The 19357-nt window shown below is 73.5% G+C and carries 18 protein-coding genes and 3 pseudogenes; 10 read left to right on the top strand and 11 right to left on the bottom strand.

Annotation, left to right across the window (positions count from 1 at the left end; all coding sequences use genetic code 11):
- The first annotated feature begins 236 nt into the window (after positions 1-236).
- The 8 genes and pseudogenes from ABD946_RS16885 to ABD946_RS16850 all read left to right on the top strand — a co-directional run bounded on the left by ABD946_RS16885 (position 237) and on the right by ABD946_RS16850 (position 9809).
- A complete protein-coding gene (locus tag ABD946_RS16885) occupies positions 237-2477 on the top strand; it encodes a SpoIIE family protein phosphatase (RefSeq protein ID WP_345284385.1) in 2241 nt (746 codons plus the stop codon).
- Positions 2478-2640: 163 nt separating this feature from the next.
- A complete protein-coding gene (locus ABD946_RS16880; RefSeq protein WP_345284413.1) occupies positions 2641-3825 on the top strand; it encodes a sensor histidine kinase in 1185 nt (394 codons plus the stop codon).
- Entirely contained in the window at positions 3809-4222 is a 414-nt protein-coding gene (locus ABD946_RS16875; protein ID WP_345284383.1) for a roadblock/LC7 domain-containing protein, read from the top strand. The genes ABD946_RS16880 and ABD946_RS16875 overlap by 17 nt, the downstream gene beginning before the upstream one ends.
- Complete coding sequence (locus ABD946_RS16870) at positions 4219-4560, top strand: DUF742 domain-containing protein (RefSeq protein ID WP_345284381.1); 342 nt, start codon at positions 4219-4221, stop codon at positions 4558-4560. Before ABD946_RS16875 ends, ABD946_RS16870 begins: the two co-directional genes overlap by 4 nt.
- The gene (locus ABD946_RS16865) at positions 4538-5146 is read left to right on the top strand and encodes a GTP-binding protein (protein WP_345284379.1); all 609 of its coding nucleotides are present in this window, start codon (positions 4538-4540) and stop codon (positions 5144-5146) included. The genes ABD946_RS16870 and ABD946_RS16865 overlap by 23 nt, the downstream gene beginning before the upstream one ends.
- A complete protein-coding gene (locus ABD946_RS16860; RefSeq protein ID WP_345284377.1) occupies positions 5143-6567 on the top strand; it encodes a cytochrome P450 in 1425 nt (474 codons plus the stop codon). The genes ABD946_RS16865 and ABD946_RS16860 overlap by 4 nt, the downstream gene beginning before the upstream one ends.
- Positions 6568-7216: 649 nt before the next feature.
- Positions 7217-7984: a M24 family metallopeptidase gene (locus tag ABD946_RS16855; RefSeq protein ID WP_345281822.1), complete on the top strand. Its 768-nt coding sequence runs from the start codon at positions 7217-7219 to the stop codon at positions 7982-7984.
- Between the two features lie 128 nt (positions 7985-8112).
- Positions 8113-9809, top strand: a pseudogene (locus tag ABD946_RS16850) (purine-cytosine permease family protein).
- Between the two features lie 201 nt (positions 9810-10010).
- On the opposite strand, the pseudogene ABD946_RS42740 reads toward ABD946_RS16850, so the two are convergent.
- Positions 10011-10817 (bottom strand): annotated as a pseudogene (locus ABD946_RS42740) (serine hydrolase domain-containing protein); the annotation flags it as partial.
- A 73-nt stretch (positions 10818-10890) separates the two neighbouring features.
- Here ABD946_RS42740 and ABD946_RS16845 point away from each other — a divergent pair.
- Positions 10891-11403: a protein-tyrosine phosphatase family protein gene (locus ABD946_RS16845; RefSeq protein WP_345281816.1), complete on the top strand. Its 513-nt coding sequence runs from the start codon at positions 10891-10893 to the stop codon at positions 11401-11403.
- Between the two features lie 22 nt (positions 11404-11425).
- Here the strand turns inward: ABD946_RS16845 and ABD946_RS16840 are convergent, their stop codons facing one another.
- Positions 11426-12313 carry an NAD(P)-dependent oxidoreductase gene (locus ABD946_RS16840; protein WP_345281814.1) on the bottom strand — a complete coding sequence of 296 codons (888 nt, stop codon included), beginning with the start codon at positions 12311-12313 and terminating at the stop codon, positions 11426-11428.
- A 53-nt stretch (positions 12314-12366) separates the two neighbouring features.
- Between ABD946_RS16840 and ABD946_RS16835 the strand changes: the two genes are divergently transcribed.
- A complete protein-coding gene (locus ABD946_RS16835; RefSeq protein WP_345281812.1) occupies positions 12367-12729 on the top strand; it encodes a winged helix-turn-helix transcriptional regulator in 363 nt (120 codons plus the stop codon).
- Between the two features lie 120 nt (positions 12730-12849).
- Here ABD946_RS16835 and ABD946_RS16830 read toward each other — a convergent pair whose 3' ends face one another.
- The 9 genes and pseudogenes from ABD946_RS16830 to ABD946_RS16790 all read right to left on the bottom strand — a co-directional run.
- Entirely contained in the window at positions 12850-13578 is a 729-nt protein-coding gene (locus ABD946_RS16830) for a class I SAM-dependent methyltransferase (RefSeq protein WP_345281810.1), read from the bottom strand.
- A 127-nt stretch (positions 13579-13705) separates the two neighbouring features.
- The gene (locus ABD946_RS16825) at positions 13706-14632 is read right to left on the bottom strand and encodes an NADP-dependent oxidoreductase (protein WP_345281809.1); all 927 of its coding nucleotides are present in this window, start codon (positions 14630-14632) and stop codon (positions 13706-13708) included.
- A 122-nt stretch (positions 14633-14754) separates the two neighbouring features.
- The gene (locus tag ABD946_RS16820) at positions 14755-15447 is read right to left on the bottom strand and encodes a lysophospholipid acyltransferase family protein (protein WP_345281808.1); all 693 of its coding nucleotides are present in this window, start codon (positions 15445-15447) and stop codon (positions 14755-14757) included.
- A gap of 76 nt (positions 15448-15523) precedes the next feature.
- Positions 15524-16345, bottom strand: a complete 822-nt coding sequence (locus ABD946_RS16815; protein WP_345281807.1) for a bestrophin-like domain — start codon at positions 16343-16345, stop codon at positions 15524-15526.
- 194 nt (positions 16346-16539) lie between these two features.
- The gene (locus ABD946_RS16810; protein ID WP_345281806.1) at positions 16540-16965 is read right to left on the bottom strand and encodes a DMT family transporter; all 426 of its coding nucleotides are present in this window, start codon (positions 16963-16965) and stop codon (positions 16540-16542) included.
- A 43-nt stretch (positions 16966-17008) separates the two neighbouring features.
- Positions 17009-17326, bottom strand: a complete 318-nt coding sequence (locus ABD946_RS16805; protein ID WP_345284374.1) for a DMT family transporter — start codon at positions 17324-17326, stop codon at positions 17009-17011.
- 86 nt (positions 17327-17412) lie between these two features.
- A complete protein-coding gene (locus ABD946_RS16800; RefSeq protein ID WP_345284372.1) occupies positions 17413-18081 on the bottom strand; it encodes a DsbA family oxidoreductase in 669 nt (222 codons plus the stop codon).
- Positions 18078-18614, bottom strand: coding sequence for a nucleoside deaminase (locus tag ABD946_RS16795; protein ID WP_345284370.1), 537 nt, complete (start codon positions 18612-18614; stop codon positions 18078-18080). Before ABD946_RS16795 ends, ABD946_RS16800 begins: the two co-directional genes overlap by 4 nt.
- Positions 18581-19357 (bottom strand): annotated as a pseudogene (locus ABD946_RS16790) (hypothetical protein); the annotation flags it as partial. The gene ABD946_RS16795 and the pseudogene ABD946_RS16790, both read right to left, overlap by 34 nt.

The raw sequence follows: 19357 nt of genomic DNA, 5'->3' as shown, positions 1-19357 counted from the left end.
CGCAGGTTGCGCCCCGCGGCTAGCGCCCCGCAGGGGCGCGAGGAACTGCGCGCGGGGGAACGGCACCACGTGCAACTGGCTCGCCTGCCCCGATCGAGCGCTGGGCCGCCTTCCGGACTCGCGCAGTTCCTCGCGCCCCTGGTGCAACCACCGTCGACGCGGCGCAGCCGCCGAAACCCGGCGCGCGCAAATAGGATGGGCGCACTACCCCGCGTGCGGAAGGGCCGGAGTCTGCGATGGACCTGACCGAGCCGTGGCTGGCCTCCGAGGAGGGGGCGGCCCGTACCCAGGGGCCGCGGACGGTGATGCGCTGCGTGCGGCTGCTGCTGCGGGCGCACGGGGCGGCCGAGCTGCTCGGGACGATCCTGTCGGAGGGCCCGGGGTGGATCACGGGCGAGGGGTCGGCGCTGTACCTGACGGACGGCGAGGGGATGCTGCGGCTGGCGGCCTCGCACGGCCTGCCGGAGTGGGCGCACGAGCGGTACGGCCTGGTGGACCCGGCCTCGGAGCTGCCCGCCGCGCTGGCGCTGAAGCGCCGGGAGCCGGTGCTGCTGAGCCCGGAGCAGACCGGTGCGGACTATCCGGGCACGCACGCCGGCCGGGGCACCGGCCTGGTGGCGCTGGCGGTGCTGCCGCTGGTGGTGGACGGGGTGGCGATCGGTTCGCTGGCGCTGTCGCTGGCCCACCGGGGCACGGTGCCGCGCCGGGACGTGGACGTGCTGGAGACCCTCGCGGAGGCGGTCGCGCACCGGCTGTCGCACCTGATCGACCACGTGCAGGCGGCCGACCGCATACCGCCGGGGGTGCGGGCCGGGACGGCGGCGGCCGGGCGGCCGCTGCTGGCGCTGGCGGCCCGGGCGGCCGGGGCGGGCGCGTTCGAGCGGGACCTGGTGACGGGCGAGACCAGTTGGGACGCCCGGGCGTACCGGCTGTTCGGGCTGGAACCGCCGCCGGAGGCGGACACCGCGCCGGCGCCGGACATCACCGGGCTGGTGCACCCGGAGGACCTGCCGGACCTGCAGGCGGCGATGGCGGAGGCGCTCTCCTCGGGCGGCCCGTACCGCTTCGCGTACCGGGTGGTGCGGGCGGACGGGGAGCTGACGCACGTCCGGGAGGACGGCGAGGTGATGCTGGACGTGCACGGGCGGCCGGTGCGGGTGGCGGGGCTGTTGACGGACCGTCAGCGGGTGGGGACGGCTCCGCCCGCGCAGCCGTACGGGTCACAGCCGTGCGGGGAGGGGTCGGCCGGGGCGGCGGCGCGTTCGGCGCTGCTGCTGGCGCTGACCAGGACGCTCTCCCGGGCGGTGACGGTGCGGGACGTGACCACGGCGATGACGGACATCGCCCGGCCGGCGCTGGGCGCCTCGGGGCTGGTGCTGGACCTGGTGGACGAGGGCCGCTTACTTCCGATCTCGCACGAGGTCTTCGGCGGGCCGTACCGGAGCGAGCTGAGCCGGCTGCACGACCTCTCGGCGGGGGTGATGCAGTCCTCGCTGACCCGGTCGGTGCCGCTGTTCAGCGAGCCGGGCGGTGCGCGGCCGCAGGGGCCGCTGACTCCGGCGGCCTGGGCGGTGCTGCCGCTGGTGGCCTCCGGGCGGCAGGTCGGCTCCTGCCTGATCACCTTCGCCACCGAGCGGGTGTTCGGCCGGGAGGACCGGACGATGTACTCGGCCTTCGCCGGGATCCTGGCGCAGTCGCTGGAGCGGGCCCGGCTGTACGACACCCACCACCACCGGGCGACCGAGCTGCAGCGGGCGATGCTGCCGCGCAGCCTGCCGCGGGTGCGCGGGGTGGTGGCGGCGGCGCGGTACCTGCCGAGCACCGAGGGGATGCAGATCGGCGGGGACTGGTACGACCTGCTGCCGCTGCCGGACGGCCGGGTGGGCGTGGTGATCGGCGACGTGCAGGGGCACAACGCCGAGGCCACCGCGGTGATGGGGCAGCTGCGCAGCGGGCTGCGGGCGTACGCGACCGACGGGCACGATCCGGCGGCGACGCTGGCCCGGACCAGCCGGCTGCTGGCCGAGCTGGACACCGACCTGTTCGCCACCTGCCTGTACCTGGTGCTGGATCCGGCCACCGGGGAGCTGACCGGTGCGCGGGCCGGGCACACCTCGCCGGTGCGGGTGTCGGGGCACCGGGCCGTGGAGCTGGAGCTGCCGGGCGGGCCGCCGCTGGGCGTGGAGCCCGGCGCCGCCTACCCGTTGACGACGGGTCGGCTCGGGGTGGGCGACACCCTGCTGGTGTACACGGACGGCCTGGTCGAGGACCGGGCGGAGGACTACGACCACTCGGTGCGGCGGATGCTGGGCGGGCTGGAGCTCTGGAGCCGGCGCACCGGCGGGCCGACCAGGGCCACCCCGCAGGCGGGGCTGGAGCGGATGGCGGACCTGCTCACGCTGAACGTGACCGAACGGCGTTCGCGGCCGGACGACGTGGCCCTGCTGCTCCTGCACCGGGTCCCCGTACTCGACTGAAATTACCTGTGGGTACCGAAAATTGACGGTGTACCGCCGCCGACCTGCACGGATGCGTCAGAGCTGGTCGGCGGCGTCCCACCATCCGGTCCGATGAGGTCACTGAACGTCAGATCCGTTCATCCGCCCGTAGGATGACCACCCTAGAATTCGCCGCGTGACGATGACTCAGTGGATCGCGGCGGCCCTCGGAGCCGTCGCCGTCCTCGCCCTCCTGACCGCCGCCCGGTACCGCGCGGTCGGCCGGACGCTGCGCACCGCACTGGACCGGCAGGAGCGCGAGAACGCCGAACTCCACGAGCGGGCACGGGCGGAGGCCGCCCGGCGGACCTCCGAGACGGCCGCCGTCCAGCGCGAGCAGGAGCTCAACGCCAACACCCAGCGCGCCTTCCTGAGCGTCGCCCGCCGCATCCTGGTGATGGCGCACGACCAGCAGGCCGGGCTGGACGAGATGGAACGCAACCACGACGACCCGGAGTTGCTGGAGGGCCTGCTGCGGGCCGACCACGCGGCGGCCCAACAGGCCCGGCTGGCCCAGACCCTGGCGGTGCTCTGCGGCGCCCGGGCCGGGCGGCACTGGCCGGAGCCGGTGGCGCTGGAGGACGTGGTGCGCGGCGCCCAGTCGCGGATCCTGCCGTTCCAGCGGGTGGTGGTGAGCAGCCGGATCGAGACCGCGGTGATCGGCGCGGCCGCCGAGGCGCTGATCCACGCGGTGGCCGAGCTGCTGGACAACGCGACCAGGTACTCGCCGCCCAGCACCCAGGTCTTCGTCACCCTGATGCCGGTGCACAACGGCGCCGTGATCGAGATCGACGACGGCGGCGTCGGGATGGCCGAGCACGCCGTCGAGAAGGCCGCCGCCGCGCTGGCCGGAGGCTCCACCCTGGAGCTCTCCCGGCTGGGCGAGGTACCGCAGTTGGGCCTGGCGGCGGTCGGCCGGCTGGCCGAGCAGTACGGCTTCCGGGTCACCCTCAGCTCGGCGCCCTCCCCGTACGGCGGGGTCCGGGTGGTGGTGCTGCTGCCGACCGCGCTGCTCACCGAACCGCTGCCCACGCCCCTGCCGCACCAGACCAGGGCCGTGCTTCCCGAGCCGGTGGAACCCCCGCCGGTCTCCGGCAGCAGCCTTCCCCGCCGCACCAACCGGCGCGGCGACTCCGCTCCCAGGAGCGGCACCACCGGCGGCACCCCCGTGCCGCCGCGCTCCGCCCGGGAGGCCCGGGCCTTCATGTCGCTCTTCCAGGCGGGCACCGCCAGCGGCCGCTCGGCGGCCGGACGACAGCAGGACGGCTTCTCCCACTCCCCTGAACTTCCCCAGCGCCCCGGAGACTTCCATGACCCCCAATCCTGACCTCGGCTGGCTGCTCGCCGACATCGTCAACGTGCCCGAGGTCCAGCACGCCATCGTGGTGTCCAACGACGGCCTGGAGATCGGCCGCAGCGAGCGGATCCACCGCGACGACGCCGAGCGGCTGGCCGCCGCCTGCTCCGGCCTGCAGTCGCTGGCCCGGGGCGTGGCGCAGGGCTTCGGCGGCCCGCAGAGCTCGACCCGGCAGATCGTGGTCGAGTACGGCGGCGGCTACCTCTTCGTGGTGGCGGCCGGGGCCGGGGCGCACCTCGCGGTGGTGACCGGCGAGGCGGTGGACGCCGGGCTGGTGGCGTACCAGATGCAGGTGCTGGTGGAGCGGATCGGGGCCCACCTGACCAGCCCGCCCCGGGTGGAGCAGGCGGCCGGGAGCACCCGGTGAGTGCCGGCGGCCCGGTCCGGCCGTACGTGATCACCGGCGGTCGGAGCCGGCCGAGCCGGAACACGCTCGCGCTGGAGAGCCTGGTCGCCGCCACCGGCACCGAGCCCGCCCCCGGCCTGAACCGTGAGCAGCTGCGGATCCTGACGCTCTGCCGGGAGCTGCTCTCGGTGGCCGAGATCGCCGCCCACCTGCGGCTGCCGCTGGGCGTGGTCCGGGTGCTGATCGGCGACCTCTGGGACGCCGGAGCCGTCCACGTCCGTCCCCCCGTGCCGCAGGCCGACCTGCTGCCCACCGCCCTCTTGGAGGAGGTGCTCGTTGGCCTCCGCCAACTCCGTTGAGCCACACCCGTCCTACCTGCCGGACACCGTCCAGGGAGCCGTGAAGATCCTGGTCACCGGCCCGTTCGGGGTCGGCAAGACCACGCTGGTCGGCTCGCTCAGCGAGATCGACCCGCTGCGCACCGAGGAGACCATGACCGCCGCCGGGGCGGACGTGGACGACCTGACGGGCCGTCCGGAGAAGACCACCACCACGGTGGCGCTGGACTTCGGCCGGATCACCCTCAACTCCCGGCTGGCGCTCTACCTGTTCGGCACCCCGGGGCAGCAGCGGTTCTGGCCGCTCTGGGAGGACCTCTCGCGCGGGGCGCTGGGCGCCATCGCACTGGTGGACGCGCGCCGGATCGAGGAGAGCTTCGACGTGCTGGGACAGCTGGAACAGCAGCGGATCCCCTTCGCCGTGGCCGTCAACACCTTCCCGGATTCCCCGAGTTACCCCGAGGAGGAGCTCCGGGCGGCGCTCGACCTGCTGCCCGAGGTGCCGATCCTGCACTGCGACGCCCGGGACCGCCGGGCCTCCTACGACGTCCTGATCGACTTCGTGGACCACCTCCACTCGACCGCCGTTCTGGAGCTCCAGCCATGACCACCCCCAAGCCGGACGCGGCGGCCTCGCCGCCGCCCGGCTGCCCCGCGCACCAAGCCCCCTCGGTCACCGGCCTGTACGGCGCCGCCGTGGCCGACGACCCGCACGGCCTGTACGCCCGGCTGCGCGCGCAGTACGGCCCGGTGGCCCCGATCGAGCTGGAGCCGGGGGTGGAGGCCTGGCTGGTGCTCGGCTACCCCGAGCTGCTCGAACTGACCCGCAACGAGCAGCTGTTCTCCAAGGACTCGCGCCGCTGGCGGGTGCCGGCCGAGGGGCGGCTGCGCGCCGACTCCCGGCTGCTGCCGATGACCTCCTGGCGTCCGACGCTGCTCAACCTGGACGGTGCCGAGCACGCCCGGCTGCGCGCGGCGGTGTCGGACACCCTGGCCCAGGTCGACCACCGGCAGCTGCGGCAGGCGACCGAGGCGGCCGCCGACACCCTGATCGACGGCTGGGGCCCGGACGGCACCGCCGACCTGATCGCCCAGTACGCGCGCCGGCTGCCGCTGATGGTCTTCACCCAGCTGATCGGCCTGCCGGCCGAGGCCGGGCCGCACATCGTCGAGCTGATCAGCCACTTCGTGGACAGCAGCGACAAGTCGGTGCGGGCCAACGCCGAGTTCCAGGCGATCCTGCTGGACCTGGTCCGCAGCCGGCGCCAGGCCCCGGCCGCCGACCTGACCTCCTGGCTGCTGGCGCACCCCGCCGGGCTCTCCGACGAGGAGGCGGTGCACCACCTGGTGGTGCTGATGGTGGCGGGCAACGAGACCACCATCAACTGGACCGGCAACACGCTGCGCCTGCTGCTCACCGATCGCCGGTTCCGGGCCACCCTGACCGGTGGCCGCCTCACCGTCTCGGACGCCCTGGAGGAGGTGCTCTGGCGCGACCCTCCGACCCAGAACTTCCCTGGCCGGTGGGCGACTTCGGACACCGTACTGGGCGGCCAGTACATCTCGGCGGGCGACATGCTGGTGCTCGGCCTGGCCGCCGCCAACGCCGACCCGGCGGTGCAGCAGCCCTCCGGCGAGGGGCTCGGCGGCAACCGGGCGCACCTGGCCTGGGGCGCCGGCCGGCACGTCTGCCCGGCCCAGCACCCGGCCCGGATGATCGTGGAGACCGCCGTGGAGACCCTGCTCCACCGGCTGCCCGACCTCCAACTGGCCGTCCCCGCCCACGAGCTGGCCTGGCGGCCGTCCCCCTGGTCGCGCGCCCTGGTCGCCCTGCCGGTGCTCTACAGCGCCTTCACTCCCCCGCGCACTCCCCCCGTCGAAAGGCCCGCATGGACTCCGCCCTCGTCCCCCAGCCCGTCCGCCTCGACCCCTTCGGAGCCGACCAGCACACCGAGAACGCCGGGCTCCGGGCGGCCGGGCCTGCGGTCCTGGTGGAACTCCCTGGCGGGGTGGTGGTCTGGGCGGTAACCCACCACGACACCCTCCAGGCGCTGCTGAACGACCCCCGGGTGGGCAAGAACCCGCAGCTGTGGACCACCTTCCGGGAGGGCCGGCTGCCCGAGGGCTGGCCGCTGATGAACTTCGTCACCGTGCCCGGCATGGTGACCGCCGACGGTGCGGACCACCGGCGGCTGCGCGGACTGGTCACCCAGGCCTTCACCCCGCGCCGGACAGCCGAGCTGGCCCCGGCCATCGAGGCCCGGGCCACCGCCCTGCTGGACGGGGTCGCCCTGCTGGAGGGCGACTTCGACCTGCGCGAGCACTTCGCCTACCCGCTGCCGATGCAGGTGATCGGCGAGCTGCTGGGCCTGCCGCCGAAGCAGCAGGACGAGCTGCACGAGCTCTCCAACACCCTGGTCAGCAGCTCCGCCACGCCGGGGGCCGCGGTGGCCGCGCAGCAGGGCCTGTTCGCCCTGCTCGGCGGGCTGGCGGCGGCCAAGCGGGCGGAGCCGGGCGACGACCTGACCACCGGCGACGCTGGTCCGCCGAGAGCCGCCGTCCGGCGCGGGGTGGGGGAAGCATCTGCGCATCCTATTGACTTCACCGCACTCATGGCTACTTTTGAGTACTACTCAACAAGCTCCGTCCGGCCGACCCGCGAGGCGAGGTACCCGCCATGCCCAGCAGCCCCCTCCGGTCGCCCGGCACGGCCCCGGCCCGCACCCGGGGTCCGGCGCTGCCCTACGAGGAGTCGGACCTCGACCGCTACCGCGACCTGCAGCAACTCGCCTACCGGGTGGCCGAACGGGCTGCGGGGCAACTGCGTTCGGGGATGTGGGAGTCCGAGGCGGCCGAGTGGCTGCGGCAGTCCCTGCGGGCGGCCGGCCTCGGCGGCTTCGTCCGGCGGCCGGCGGCCCGGTTCGGACGGCGGACGGCCGCCGGGCCGACGGGCGTCGGACTGGCGCGCACGGGAGGTCGGTTCCTCTCCCTGCTGCGCGAACCGGAGCGCCTCCGGGACGGCACGCCCTACCTCCTCGACGCGGTCGTCACCGCGCAGGGCTGCACCATCGGCATCGCGCTCGCCGGGCACCTCGGCGGCAACCCCGTCTGGGACGCCCTCCGGGCCGACCTGCCCGCCTACCGCGACCTCGTCCTCCACGAAGTCCGGTGCGGCAGCCCGCTGTTCCGCATCCGCCGGGCCGTCGACGTCCTCGCCGCCCGGCACGGCTACGCCGCCGTCGACCGGGCGCTGCCCGGCGGCGTCGTCGTGCACCCGGCCCGGCCCCTCCCGGACGGCCAGCGGCTGCCGCCCGGCCTGTGGTCGATCGCCCCCCGGGTCGCCTTCCGCGGTGTCGGCGTCGCCTTCGAGGAGCTGCTGCTGGTCACCGAGGACGCCGCCTGCTGGCTCGACGACGAACTCCCACACGCCCGTCCCACGGCCTGACGGGGCACCAACTGCCGTACACGGCGGGCCGTTCACGGGGTTACCCGGACGAAACGGCGCGGGCACCACGGCTTCACACGGCGTCCCTAGCCTCACCGGTCATCTGCCTCCGACTCCCAGGAGTGGCGATGACCGAGATCAGCAGTCCGCCCGCCCAAGCAGCGAGCGAAGCGACGGCAGGCGCCCCGACACCGGGCCCCCGGCGCTCCTACGCCAAGTCGGCCGCGGACGAGAGCCTCGAGGACTACTCGCTCCGGTACGCCCCGCACTCCTTCCGCCGCTGGTCGCCCGCGGCGGTCGCCTCCACCGCCCTGGGCGGGATCGCCTACCTCGCGGACTACGCGATCGGCGCGGGCATCGTCATGTCCTACGGCTTCACCAACGCGCTGGCCTCGATCCTCACCGCCGCGGTGGTGATCTTCCTGACCGGCATCCCGATCGCCCGGGCCTGTGCGGCCAACGGGGTCGACATGGACCTCCTCACCCGGGGTTCCGGCTTCGGCTACTTCGGCTCGACCCTGACCTCACTGGTCTACGCGAGCTTCACCTTCATCTTCTTCGCCCTCGAAGGCTCGATCATGGCGCAGGCCTTCCACGAGGTGCTGGGCCTGCCGCTGCCCCTCGGCTACCTGCTGACCACGGTGATCGTCGTCCCGATCGTCTTCAAGGGAATGGCGTGGATCGCCCGGATGCAGTCCTGGACACAGCCGGTGTGGATCGTCGGCCTGGTCGCCCCCTTCGTCATCCTGGCTGTCGAATCACCCTCCTCCTTCCGGGAGTTCACCTCCTTCGGCGGTACCCACGGGTAGGTTCGGGCTTCACCCTGCTGGGCTTCGGCCTCGGCACCGGCGTCGCCCTGTCGCTGATCGCGCAGATCGGCGAGCAGGCCGACTACCTGCGCTTCATGCCGGCCCGGACGCCCGCCAACGCCCGGCGCTGGGACCTCGCCGTGCTCGCCGCCGGCCCGGGCTGGGTGGTGATCGGCGCCCTGAAGCAACTGGGCGGCGCACTGCTGGCGTTCGCGGCGCTCGGCGCCGTCGGCGAGGCCAAGGCGCTGGAGCCGATCGCCCCGTACGTGGAGTCGTTGCGTCCCTGGCTGGGCGGCGCCGCCCTGCCGCTGGCCGGGCTCTTCGTGGTGGTCTCCCAGATCAAGATCAACTCGACCAACGCCTACTCGGGCTCGCTCTCCTGGTCGAACTTCTTCTCCCGGATCACCCACCGCCACCCCGGCCGGGTCTGGTACATCTTCCTCAACTGCGGTGTCGCACTGCTGCTGATGGAACTCGACATGTTCAGCGCGCTCGGCTCCCTGCTCGGCTTCTACTCCAACGTCGCCATCGCCTGGATCGGCGCCGTCACCGCCGACCTGGTGATCAACAAGCCGCTGGGCCTGAGCCCGAAGCACATCGAGTTCAAGCGCGCCCACCTGCACCCCGTCAACCCGGCCGGGTTCGGCGCCATGTGCGTGGCCGCCGCCGTCTCCATCGCCGCCTTCTTCGGGCTGTTCGGCACCTACGCCGAGGCGTTCAGCCCGTTCATCGCCCTCGCGCTGGCCATGGCGCTCTGCCCGCTGATCGCCTGGGCCACCAAGGGGCGCTACTACCTCGCCCGGCCCAACCCCGAAGCGGGGATGAACGATTCGACCGAGACCCGGCAGTGCGTGGTCTGCGAGGGCCACTACGAGATCCCCGACACCGCCTCGTGCCCCTTCCACAGCGGGACGATCTGCTCCCTCTGCTGCAGCCTCGACGCCGACTGCCACGACGTCTGCACCCGGCCCGCCGCCGGACCGGTCCCCCTGGGCCTGCCGGCCGTGCGGGGTTAGCCGTTCTCCACCTGCCGGGACGACAGCTCCCGCAGCAGGGCGAACGCCGGTCCGTCGACCGAGTTCTGGGTGCTGGTCAGCACCACGACGCCGGTGCCGCGCTCCGGGGCGAGGCCGACGAAGGAGGAGAAGCCGCCCGTGCCGCCGTTGTGCCAGAGCTCGGTGCCGCCGCCCCAGCTTGGCGTGCAGGTCCTGGCCGAACCAGCCGAGATGGGCCCGGGCGAACGGGGTCAGCGGGTGGCGGACGCTCCGGGTGAGGGCGATCGCCTCGGGCAGGGCGCTGCTCTCCGGTGCGAGCTGGGCCCCGAGGAAGGAGGCCAGCTCCCCGGCGGTGGCGCGCAGCGCTCCCGCCCCGGCCAGCGCGGCCAGGTTCCAGGCCGGGACGGGACGGCGGCGGCGGTCGTGGCCCTGGGTCTGAGGCCGTTCGGTGACCACCCGCACCCCGGGCAGGCCCAGCGGCCCGGTCACCAGGCGGGCCAGCATCGACTCGTAGTCGGTACCGGTGTGCCGGGCCAGGGCCAGACCGAGCAGTCCGGCGCCGAGGTTGGAGTAGCGGTGGCGCTTGCCGGGCACCGCGCCCAGCCGGGTCCTGGCCAGGGTGCCGAGGAGCACCGGCTCGGTCAGTCCGGCGTACGGGTCGGGCGTGGAGGGGCGGAGCAGCGCGCGCAGCATCATGCCGTGCGGCAGGCGCGGCAGGCCGGAGGTGTGCTGGGCCAGCTGACCGAGCGTCACCGCGACCCCGTCCCGCTGCAAGTGGCCCGCCTCCGGGAGGAGTTCGGCCAGCGGCTGGTCGAGCCGGAGCTCACCGTCCACCACCAGGGCCGCCAGTGCCAGCGCGGTGAACAGCTTGGTCACCGAGCCGATCTCGAAGACGTCGTCGACCCCCACCGCCCCGGCGGCCCGGACCTCCACCGCCCCGCCGGCCAGCGCGGCCACCACCACTCCGACCCGTTCCCGCGCCAGTCCGTCCGCCGTCTGCTGCGCCGCCGCGCCGAGGTCATCCGCCATGCCGACACCCTAACCACAGCCCGGAACTCCGGCGCAGGCTCCCCCGTTGGGGCGGAAAGGAGGGATGCGTACGATGCGGACGAGGCAGCAGGACCGGGAGGCGCCGGGGCCGGAGCAGCCGTGGAACGAGATCGTTCCCGGGCTCTGGATGGGCGGTCACGTCTGGACCGACCGAACCGGGGAGTTACATCTCGCGGTGGTCGGTGGCGAGTTCGATCTGGTGGCGAGCCTGTACCGCAGCCCGGGGCACGGCCCCGCCCCGGGGGTGGAGCACCTGGTGGCCGAGATGCCGGACGCCCGGCTGACGGGTGCTCAGCTGCGGGCGGCGGAGCGCCTCGCGGCCTCGGTGACGTGCGCCGTCCGGAGCGGCCGCACCGTGCTGGTGCGGTGCCACTCCGGCTACAACCGCTCGGGGCTGGTGACCGCGCAGGCCCTGGTGGGGCTGGGCCACCGGGTGCCCGACGCGATCGACCTGATCCGGCGGCAGCGTTCGCCCTGGGCGCTGAACAACGAGGTGTTCGTGCACTACCTCACCACCGGCCTGGGGGTGTCCGCACTGCTCAGCGAACTCGACGCCATCGCCTGAACTCCCTTCGCCACCTCGGCGGTCAGCGCCGTCCGAGCACCTCGGCGAGCCGGCTGACGCCGTCCGCGCCGTGCCCGAGGGCGATGGTGCGGCGGGTGAGCCCCTCGGCGGCGCGCATCACTCCGGAGTCGATGCCGTGCGCCTCGGCGGTGTGCACCACGTGCGCCATGGTGGAGACGCCGGAGGTGAGCGGGTTGATCGCGCCGGAGTAGCTCCCGCTGTCGAAGTCCTCGGCGAACTCCGCGAACAGCGGCGGCAGGATGGCCCCGATGCCCTGGGCGAACGGCGCCAGCTCCCGTCCGCTGATGCCCTCCGCCTTGGCCAGCGCCAACGCGTGCACGTAGCCGGCCATCGCGGTCCAGAAGATGTCCAGCAGGGCGATGTCGAAGCCCGCCGCCCGACCGATGGACTCGCCGAGGTGGGTGTGGGTGCCACCGAGCACCGCCAGCACCGGCGCGTAGCGCTCGTACAGGGCGGCCGGTCCGCTGTGGATGAAGACCGCCTCCGGGCCGCCGATGCTCGGGGCCGGGGTCATGATGGCGCCGTCCAGGTAGTCGATGCCGTGCCCGGCCGCCCAGGCGCCGGTGTCGCGGGCGCGGTCCGGGGAGTCGGCGGTGAGGTTGACCAGGGTGCGGCCCTTGAGCGCGGCCTCGACCTCGGGGCGGCGCAGCACCGCGTCCGAGGCGTCGTAGTTGACCAGGCAGACGACGGTCAACTCGCTCGCCGCCACCGCCTCTTCGGCCGTCGCCGCACTCGCGGCCCCGGATACGAGCAGCTCGGCGTCGCGGCCGGGGGTGCGGTTCCAGACGGTGGTGCGGACGCCCGCCGCCAGGAAGGCGGCGGCCAGGGCGCGGCCCATCGGGCCGAGGCCGAGCACGGTGACGGACGGGAAGGCGTGGTTGGTGGACATACGGCGTCTCCTGTAGACATGGTGGTGGACAACGAAGAACCTCGGGGGAAGAGATGACGCGCAGTCAGGCCGTGGACCCGAACGTGTGCGGGGTCACCGCCGCGATCGCCGTGATCGACGGCAAGTGGAAGACGTCCCTGCTCTGGCTGCTGGAGGCCGGCCCGCACCGCCCCGCCGAAATCCGCCGACGGCTGCCCGGCCTGAGCGAGAAGGTCCTCACCCAGGCGCTGCGCGAGATGGAGGCCGACGGCCTGGTGCACCGCGAGGTGCACGACGTGCTGCCGCTGAAGACGGTCTACTCCCTCACCGACTTCGGCCGGCGCCTCTCGGTCGCCCTCGGCCCGGTCTCCGACCTGGGCCACGAGCGCCTCGACCTGCTGGCCGCCGAAGCGGCGGCCGAACGTCCGGCCTCCTGACCCGCTGTCATCTCCCCTCTGCCCACAAGTCTGCGCGCCCCGCCCCGCCCTGCCCAGTACGCACAATTAAGTGGGTACTCCCGGCGCCGGCTCGGCCCCCGCCACGGCGGACGGACCGGGCTACGGGCGGCGGGCGACGGTGACGATCTCGCGGCTGTCGGGGGTGATCGGGCCGCGGTGCCAGTCGCCGTAGTGGGCCTCGACCTGGAGGCCGGCGGCGGTCAGGAAGGCCCCGAGGGCGGGGACGTCGAGGAAGCGGAGGCTCGCGCGGTCGGTGCGGACGACCCGTCCGGCCTCGGCGGTGGTCTCGGTGAAGGTGACCACGTCGCCGGTGACGGACTCGACGTGGTGCTCGACCCGGAGGCTGCGGCCGGTGGCGGTGGTGAGCTCGGAGGCGTTGGCGGGGTTCCAGGCCTCCCAGGCGCGGGCCCGGGGGTGGCGGGTCTCGAAGACGAAGCGGCCGCCCGGGCGCAGGGCGGTCCGGACGGCGGCCAGCGAGGCGGTCACCTCCTGGTCGGTGACCAGGCACTGGAAGGCGTGGCCGGTCATGGTGGCGAGGTCGAACTCGGCGTCCCAGGCCGACTGCTCCGCCGTCCCCTCGACCCATTCCACGTCGGTGCGGCGGCGGGCCCGCGCCAGTGAGGCCCGGTCCGGGTCGATCCCGGCGAGCCGACCGGTGTGGCCGCGTTCGCGGGCGCGGTGGAGCATCTGCCCCGTCCCGCACCCGACGTCCAGGACGGAGGGTGCGGCCGCCACCAGGCCGTCGTAGAAGGCGTCACCCGGCCAGCGGTCCGGGTCCCAGGGGTTCAGCTGGTCGTAGAGCGCGGCCGCTTCGGCGTCGGTGAACATCGCGTCAGTATCGTCGGCCGACCACCGCGTCCCAAGTGAATTTCCGTCCTCCACAAGGGTGTTGAGGGCCCGGCATGCGGAAGGGCCCGCACCGCGTCGCGACGGTGCGGGCCCTGGCTCACGCCACTCAGGCGACGGTGACCACGATCTTGCCGCGGGTGTGGCCCTCGGCGTTCAGCCGCTGGGCCTCGGCCGCCCGCTCCAGCGGGAAGGTGGCGGCCACCTCGACGGTGAGCAGGCCCTTGTCCGCCAGCTCGGCGAGCTCGGTCAGCCCGGCCGTGTCGGGGCGGACGAAGACGTACCGGCCGCCCAGGGCCAGCACCGCGCCGTCGGCGATGGAGGCCAGCCGGCCGCCCTCGGCCAGCAGCGACGGGGAGACGGTCAGGGCGTCACCGCCGACCAGGTCGAGCACGGCGTCCACGCCCTGCGGGGCGAGCGCGCGGACCCGCTCGGCCAGGCCCTCGCCGTAGGCGACCGGCTCGGCGCCGAGGCCGCGCAGGAACTCGTGGTTGCGCTCGCTGGCGGTGCCGATCACGTTGGCGCCCAGGGCGACCGCGATCTGGACGGCGAGCGAGCCGACGCCACCGGCGGCGGCATGCACCAGGACGGTCTCGCCGGCCCGGACGGCCAGCGCCTGGGTCAGCGCCTGGTGCGCGGTGAGCCCGGCCAGCGGCAGACCGGCCGCCTGCTCGAAGCTCAGCGCGGCGGGCTTGTGCGCCAGCGTCCGGACCGGGGCGGCCACGTACTCCGCGAAGGTGCCGCGGCTGACCATGTCCTCCCGCACGTACCCCATCACCTCGTCGCCGACGGCGTACTCGGTCACCCCGACGCCGACCTGCTCGACCACACCGGCCACGTCCCAGCCCGGAATGACCGGGAAGACCGCGTCCAGGAACCCGTCGAGGTAGCCGGCCTGGATCTTCCAGTCCACCGGGTTCACCGCGGCGGCGCGGACCTTGACGAGCACCGCGTCCGGGCCGACCTTCGGCGTCGGGACCTCGCCGTACTCGAGGACGTCGGCTCCGCCGTAGGCACGGTAGGTGATGGCCTTCATGGTGACACTCCTGTGCATAAAGATTTGAGGCACTAGATGTTTCAGTTCCTCAAGTACTTCACCGACCGTAGACCTGAATGGTTGAGAGTGTCAAGTAACTGCCGCCCCTACCGCCGCGCCCATCAGCGGTAGAGGCCGGGGACGTCGGTGGGGTCGAGGGCGCGGACGGCGGAGCTCCAGGCCTCGGCCAGGGCGGTTTCGAGGGCACCGTCCCGGTCGGGGTGGAGGGGGGTGCCGAAGTGGACGTGGACGCGGGGGCGGCGCAGCGGGGCGGTGACCCAGCCGGCGAGCTGTTTGGCGGTGCCGCCGGAGGCGACGCGGCGGGCACCGGCGTGGCCGATCGGGAGCAGGCGGGCGCCGGTGGCCTCGGCGAGGCGGACCGCGCCGGACTTCAGCGGGCGCGGCGGCCGGTCGGCCGAGGCCCGGTAGCGGGGCAGGCCGCCCTCGGGGTAGAGCAGTACGCAGCGTCCGGCCGCCAGCGCCGCCCCGGCGGCGACCAGTGCGTCCCCCGCGCGGGCGGTGCCCCGGTGGACCGGGACGTGGCCCTCCCGGACGAGGGCCCGGCCCAGGACCGGGACCTTCCAGAGCCCGGCGGTGGCCAGCACCACCGGCCGTACGCCCAGCCGCCCCAGCACGCCGAGCATCAGCACCGGGTCGGCGAGCGAGGTGTGATTGGCCGTCAGGATGAGGCCGCGCCCGCCGCCCTCCGCGAGCTGCTCGGCCCCGCTGACGGTGATCCGCCCCAGTGCCGGGAGCAGTGCCCCGGCCGCCCCCGTGAGCATCCCGCCGGCGGGCCGGGCCCTGTGATCGTTCATGCGGCCCACGGTAGCGCGGCGGAGCGACACCGCCCGGCAGCCCGGCGGGTGCGCACCTCCCGGGAGGCGGCGCGGTTCAGCGTGCGACCACGGACCCGGCGCCCGGCTGCCCGTACCAGAACTGCGCCAGCGCGCCCTCCTTGTAGGGCGCCGGGCTGACGCTCAGTTCGCCGGAGAACGGGCGGTCGAGCACCAGGGTGAGCAGCAGGCTGAAGCCCACCAGCGCGGCCACCGTACCGACGAAGAGGAGCTGCATCCGCCGGCTGCGGACGCCGTAGAGGAAGGTCAGCGGGATGATCACCAGCGCCCCGCCGAAGACCAGCACCTGGAGCAGCAGCGGGAGTTGCTGGGTGGCCATGGTGATCCTGGCCCGGCGCTGGGCGACCACCTCGTTGAGGTTGCCGGCCGCCAGCTCGTAGAAGGTCTGCTGGGTCTCGGTCTGCGGCTCGTAGGACTGGAGCGCGTCGTAGACCGCGTCCAGACTCCGGGCCGTGGACTCGTAGTTGGGCTCGCCCTCGCGCATCAGCGGCCACTGCACGTCCACCACCGCGTGCAGGTATCCGCTCATCGCGGCGTTCACCCGGTCCTGCTCCTGCGGGGGAAGGGCGCGGACGTTGCGCACCAGCGAGGCGGCGGCGGTGGACTCGGAGGCGACGATGGAGTTGGTGGTCTCCAGCTGGGTCCAGAGGGTGACGATGACGAACGCCAGGATGATGCCGTAGATCGCGCCGAACATGCCGAGCACCACACCGACCATCTCGTTGTGCTCACCGTGCACGGTCTGCGGGAAGCGGCGCCTGGTCAGCAGCGCGCCCGCCACGGCCAGCAGGACGATCCCGCCGACCACCACCAGGCTCAACGCCGCGGTGTCCAGCCCGTTCAGCAGCCACAGCTCCACGGCGGCACCCCTCTCCCGGTCCTCGTCCCCGGGGGAGCGTAGGCCATCCGGCACGCGCCCCTGGGCGCCGCTCACCCGTACGGATGAAGCGTTCACTCCCCCGGGCGGGAACGCGGCAGTGGGCCGCCTCCGCGCTGCGCGGGGACGGCCCACCGGGTCGGACGACGGCCCCCGGCTGCGGGGCTGGGCATCCGTCAGATCTTCACGGGCTGGACGGGGGCCTCCGGCCGGGCCGGCTGCTCGACCTCGGGCGCCGCGGCGCTGCCCTGCATCCGGTCGGCGAGCTTGAGCCAGATCACGCCGACGATGATGACGGCCAGCCAGACGCCCTGCACCACGGTGAGGTGCTCGTCGAAGACCACCGGCCCGAGCAGGGCGGCGCCGACCGAACCGATGCCGGCCCAGACCGCGTAGCCGATGCTGACGTCGATGGTGCGCAGCGCGGCGCTCAGCGCCCAGAGGGTCAGCAGGAAGAACACCACCGCGACCAGCGACCACCAGAGCTTGGTGAAGCCGTCACTGCCGCCGACCGAGAGCGCGTAGCCGACCTCGAACGCGCCGGCGAGGAGGAGCATCAGCCACGAGTTGGCCGATCCGGAAGTGGAGCTGGTGTTGGACATGTGCGCGGTCCCTTCTTGGTGGATCGGAGTGGGGTGCGGGGGCTCAGACGCCGCTGAGCTGGAGGCCGACCACGCCGGCGATGATGACGAGGATGCCGAGCGCCTTCTGCCAGCTGAGCTTCTGGCCGAACAGCGCGGCGCCCAGCAGGGTGATGCCGATGCCGGAGACGGAGGTCCAGATGGCGTAGCCGACACCGACGTTGAAGGTCTGCAGTGCCTTGCTGAGGAAGTAGGTGCCGATCGCGCCGCTGATCAGGGTGGCGGCGGTCCACGGGCGGTTCTTGAAGCCTTCGGCCTTGCCGGCCGCGATGGCTACCGCGATCTCGAAGATGACCGCGATGCCGAGGTAGAGCCACTGCATGGCTGATGCCCTTTCGCTGCTGGGGAGTTGGGGTCGAACCGGTGGCGCGGGGTGGAGCACGGGCGGAGACGGGGATCGGGTGCCGGTCAGCAGCCGTCGATGCCGCAGGCCGCTCCGCTCGCGACGGCCTGCTCGGCCTGGACGTCGAGCACGGCCTTGCGGATCTGGGCCGCCGTGGCGACGCCCTCGATCCGGTGGCGCTCGCCGATGATCAGGGTGGGGGCGACGGAGATGCGGTACGCCTCCGCGGTCCGCAGCGCCTCCCGGTGGGTCTCGGTGTAGCTGCCCTCGGCCAGGGCGCGGGTGAACCCCTCGGCGTCCAGGCCGAGTTCGGCGGCGATGTCGGCGAGCACCTCGGTCCGGCCGATGTCCCGGTTCTCCTGGAAGAAGGCCCGGAGGAGGCGCGGGGTGTACTCGGCCGCCCGGCCGTGCTCGGCGGCGTACTGGTAGCCCTCGAAGGCCAGCCGGGTGTACGGCTGCGGCGAGACGGTGGGCAGCGTGATGTCCACGCCCATCCGACGGGCCATCGGGTAGACGGACCTGGCCCACACGGCCGGCAGGTAGGCGTCCTCGGGGCGCAGCGTCGGGGTGGGGTGGGGCCGCAGCTCGAAGGGCATCCACTCGATCTCGACGTCGAGGTCGTGGGTGGCCTCGTGCAGCGGGCCCTCGGCCAGCATGCAGAACGGACAGACGTAGTCGGACCAGACCTTGATCCGGACCTTCTCGGCCGCGGGTTCGTTCTCCAGCTCGTTCACGGTCGCTCCCGGTCGGCGGTACGGGTGGTGGTGTGCTCGGCGGTGCGCAGGTCGGTGCGGTCCAGGCGGAGGAAGTCCGTGAAGGGCTCGGTGTCGCCCGGGGTGCGCAGCGAGGTGACGCGCAGCGGCCAGCTCTCCGGGTCGTCCGCGAAGATCGAGTACGAGCCGGTGTAGTCGAAGCCGTACCGGGCGGCGGTCAGACGGTCCACGGCGTGCACGATGTGGGACACGTTGAAGTAGAGCGAGGCCATGTAGCAGAGGGCGCAGGGTTCGCCGGAGGCGATCAGCGTGGCCCCGGCGGTGGCGTGCAGGCCGTAGGTGGCGGCCGCCTGGCGTAGTGCCACCACCTCGGCGTGCGCGGTGGGGTCGTTGTCCTCCCGCACCCGGTTGAAGCCGGTGCCGAGGATGCGGCCGTGGTTGACGACGACCCCGGAGAACGGAATGCCGCCCCTGGCCACGTGTTCACGACTGATCCGGACCGCCTCGCGGACGTACTCGGTCAGCTCGCTCTCCGAGATCTCGGAGTGACGCATGCTTCCCCCTGGTCATAGCCGAAGCACTTGCATGTATATGCATCTTCATCTCTCGCACAGGGCCCCATGACTGGGGCCTGGCGATGAATAAAGCTTGCATGAGCAAGCATCTGACTGTCAAGCACCGAGCTCAGGCGGCCCGGAGGACGTCCCTCGGAGGCCTCGGCGACGGGGGCGGCGGCGAGCCTGCTGTAGGCGAAGGCAGCAGCCACCAGCGTCATGTGGTGGTGCCAGCCCGGATAGGAGCGCCCTTCGAAGTCCCTTAACCCGAAGCCCCGTTGGAGCTGGGCGAGGGTCTCCTCGGCCGCCGGCCGGCGCTCCGCGTAGGCCAGCAGCTCTCCGGCCGGACGGGTCACCATGTTGGTGATCCACAGCCGGTCCTGCTCCTTGGCGCGCAGCGCGGGCTGGGCGAACACGCGGTGCAGCCGGGCCCGGCCGGCGGCCGCGGTGACTCCGGGCACCTGCACCAGACCGCCCCGCTCCCCCACCCGCCCCGGCGCGGCCTGATCGCCTCCGCCGCAGTCGGAGAGGATCCGCACCGCGGGCATCACGGCCCGTCCGGAATTGCAGGCGCGGACGTCCAGCGGGGCCAGCGGGAATCCGTCCGGAATCGCCAGCAGGAATTCCAGACCGCGCCGGTTCAGCCCTTCCGCGATCGGGGCCGGATCCAGGTATCCGTCGAGGTCCACCACCAGCGGCACGGCCGCGTGGCGCGAGCGGCCCACCGTCAGGTCGACCACCGC

The organism is Kitasatospora albolonga, assembly GCF_039535905.1.
Classification (GTDB): domain Bacteria; phylum Actinomycetota; class Actinomycetes; order Streptomycetales; family Streptomycetaceae; genus Kitasatospora; species Kitasatospora albolonga.
The sequence above is the reverse complement of the archived record's forward strand: the minus strand, read 5'-3'. Positions and strand labels throughout refer to the sequence as shown.

Excerpts from the sequence above, each read along its gene's own strand:
- ABD946_RS16825 (WP_345281809.1), bottom strand. The coding sequence starts at position 14,632 with ATGAAGGCCATCACCTACCGTGCCTACGGCGGAGCCGACGTCCTCGAG.
- ABD946_RS16835 (WP_345281812.1), top strand. The coding sequence starts at position 12,367 with ATGACGCGCAGTCAGGCCGTGGACCCGAACGTGTGCGGGGTCACCGCC.
- ABD946_RS16855 (WP_345281822.1), top strand. The coding sequence starts at position 7,217 with ATGCCCAGCAGCCCCCTCCGGTCGCCCGGCACGGCCCCGGCCCGCACC.
- ABD946_RS16795 (WP_345284370.1), bottom strand. The coding sequence starts at position 18,614 with ATGCGTCACTCCGAGATCTCGGAGAGCGAGCTGACCGAGTACGTCCGC.
- ABD946_RS16875 (WP_345284383.1), top strand. The coding sequence starts at position 3,809 with ATGACCCCCAATCCTGACCTCGGCTGGCTGCTCGCCGACATCGTCAAC.
- ABD946_RS16840 (WP_345281814.1), bottom strand. The coding sequence starts at position 12,313 with ATGTCCACCAACCACGCCTTCCCGTCCGTCACCGTGCTCGGCCTCGGC.
- ABD946_RS16885 (WP_345284385.1), top strand. The coding sequence starts at position 237 with ATGGACCTGACCGAGCCGTGGCTGGCCTCCGAGGAGGGGGCGGCCCGT.
- ABD946_RS16830 (WP_345281810.1), bottom strand. The coding sequence starts at position 13,578 with ATGTTCACCGACGCCGAAGCGGCCGCGCTCTACGACCAGCTGAACCCC.
- ABD946_RS16860 (WP_345284377.1), top strand. The coding sequence starts at position 5,143 with ATGACCACCCCCAAGCCGGACGCGGCGGCCTCGCCGCCGCCCGGCTGC.
- ABD946_RS16880 (WP_345284413.1), top strand. The coding sequence starts at position 2,641 with ATGACTCAGTGGATCGCGGCGGCCCTCGGAGCCGTCGCCGTCCTCGCC.
- ABD946_RS16845 (WP_345281816.1), top strand. The coding sequence starts at position 10,891 with ATGCGGACGAGGCAGCAGGACCGGGAGGCGCCGGGGCCGGAGCAGCCG.
- ABD946_RS16805 (WP_345284374.1), bottom strand. The coding sequence starts at position 17,326 with ATGCAGTGGCTCTACCTCGGCATCGCGGTCATCTTCGAGATCGCGGTA.
- ABD946_RS16820 (WP_345281808.1), bottom strand. The coding sequence starts at position 15,447 with ATGAACGATCACAGGGCCCGGCCCGCCGGCGGGATGCTCACGGGGGCG.
- ABD946_RS16810 (WP_345281806.1), bottom strand. The coding sequence starts at position 16,965 with ATGTCCAACACCAGCTCCACTTCCGGATCGGCCAACTCGTGGCTGATG.